The sequence below is a fragment of the Polaromonas jejuensis NBRC 106434 genome, assembly GCF_001598235.1.
GTDB classification, from domain to species: Bacteria; Pseudomonadota; Gammaproteobacteria; order Burkholderiales; family Burkholderiaceae_C; genus Polaromonas; species Polaromonas jejuensis.
This window is the reverse complement of sequence record NZ_BCYO01000068.1, coordinates 1-1454: the sequence shown is the minus strand read 5'-3', so window position 1 is coordinate 1454 and position 1454 is coordinate 1. Positions and strand designations below refer to the sequence as shown.

The 1454-nt window shown below is 61.0% G+C and carries 2 protein-coding genes and 1 pseudogene; all 3 read right to left on the bottom strand.

Features of this window, described 5'->3' with window-relative positions:
- Positions 1–141: pseudogene (locus tag PJE01S_RS24110) on the bottom strand (electron transfer flavoprotein subunit beta/FixA family protein); the annotation flags it as partial.
- Between the two features lies 1 nt (position 142).
- A complete protein-coding gene (locus PJE01S_RS24105; protein ID WP_068836243.1) occupies positions 143–628 on the bottom strand; it encodes a MaoC family dehydratase in 486 nt (161 codons plus the stop codon).
- A gap of 58 nt (positions 629–686) precedes the next feature.
- On the bottom strand, positions 687–1454 hold a 768-nt coding region (locus PJE01S_RS24100), incomplete at its 5' end, for an acyl-CoA dehydrogenase family protein (RefSeq protein WP_174548583.1).

Below are 1454 nucleotides of genomic sequence, written 5' to 3'. Positions count from 1 at the left end.
GGTGGCCTCTTCGACGGCGATCTCGTCAAAGGGGTTCATGCTCATCTTGACATTGGCGATGTCGACGCCAGAGCCGTCGGACTTGACGCGGACCTTGACGTTGAAATCGACTACACGTTTGACGGGGACGAGGATTTTCATATCAAACACCTTTCGAACTTGAAGAATTCAATTCAACGGCTTCACGTTGCGACAACCTGCGTGCCGAAGAGGTCGTCACGACCATCGCTTCGCCGTCAATGACAACCGTGTCCCTGACACGGCAGACGGTGTCCAGAGTTGCGCGGGCTTTTTGCAAGTCCACCGACTTCACGGTAACGGTTGCATGCACCGTGTCGCCTGGCCGCACCGGTGCGCAAAAACGCAGTTGTTGGCCAAGGTAGACCGTGCCAGGCCCGGGGAGGCGGTTCGCAACTGCCGCGGATATCACGCTTGCCGTCAGAAACCCGTGGGCTATGCGCCCGCCAAATATGGTGGTCGCCGCGAACTCTTCATTCATGTGCGCCGCGTTGTTGTCCCCGGAAACACCCGCAAACAGCACGATATCGGCCTCCGTGATGGTTTTCGCGTAGGAGGCCGACATGCCCACAGAGAGATCCTCGATATCGAGGCCATTTTGATCATTCATGTGCGATCTTCAGAGGGTTTGGGGGCCACAAAACTTCCATTGCATCCCTTCCAGGATTTCAGAAAGCGGCAATGCCGGTGATGGCGCGACCGAGAATCAGGGCATGCACGTCATGCGTGCCCTCGTAGGTGTTGACCACCTCCAGGTTGACCAGGTGGCGGGCCACGCCAAACTCGTCGCTGATGCCGTTGCCGCCCATCATGTCGCGCGCCATACGGGCAATGTCCAGCGCCTTGCCGCAGCTGTTGCGTTTGAGGATGGAGGTGACTTCGACCGAGGCGGTGCCGGCATCCTTCATGCGGCCCAGCTGCAGGCAGCCCTGCAGGCCCAGGCTGATGTCGGTCAGCATGTCGGCAAGCTTTTTCTGGATCAGTTGGTTGGCAGCCAAGGGGCGGCCGAACTGGTGGCGATCCAGCACGTACTGGCGCGCGCGCTGGAAGCAGTCTTCGGCCGCACCCAATGCGCCCCAGGCGATGCCGTAGCGCGCGCTGTTCAGGCAGGTGAACGGGCCCTTGAGGCCACGCACGTCGGGGAAGGCGTTTTCTTCAGGCACGAACACCTCATCCATCACGATTTCGCCAGTGATAGAGGCACGCAGGCCCACCTTGCCGTGGATGGCGGGCGCGCTCAAGCCCTTCCAGCCCTTTTCCAGGATGAAGCCGCGGATCGCGCCTTCGTCGTCCTTGGCCCACACGACGAAGACGTCGGCGATCGGGCTGTTGGTGATCCACATCTTGGCGCCGGTCAGCGAGTAGCCGCCGGCCACTTTCTTGGCGCGCGTGATCATGCTGCCAGGGTCGGAGCCGTGGTTGGGCTCGGTCAGGCC

Coding starts and splice junctions, on each gene's coding strand:
- PJE01S_RS24105 (WP_068836243.1), bottom strand. CDS start 628: ATGAATGATCAAAATGGCCTCGATATCGAGGATCTCTCTGTGGGCATG.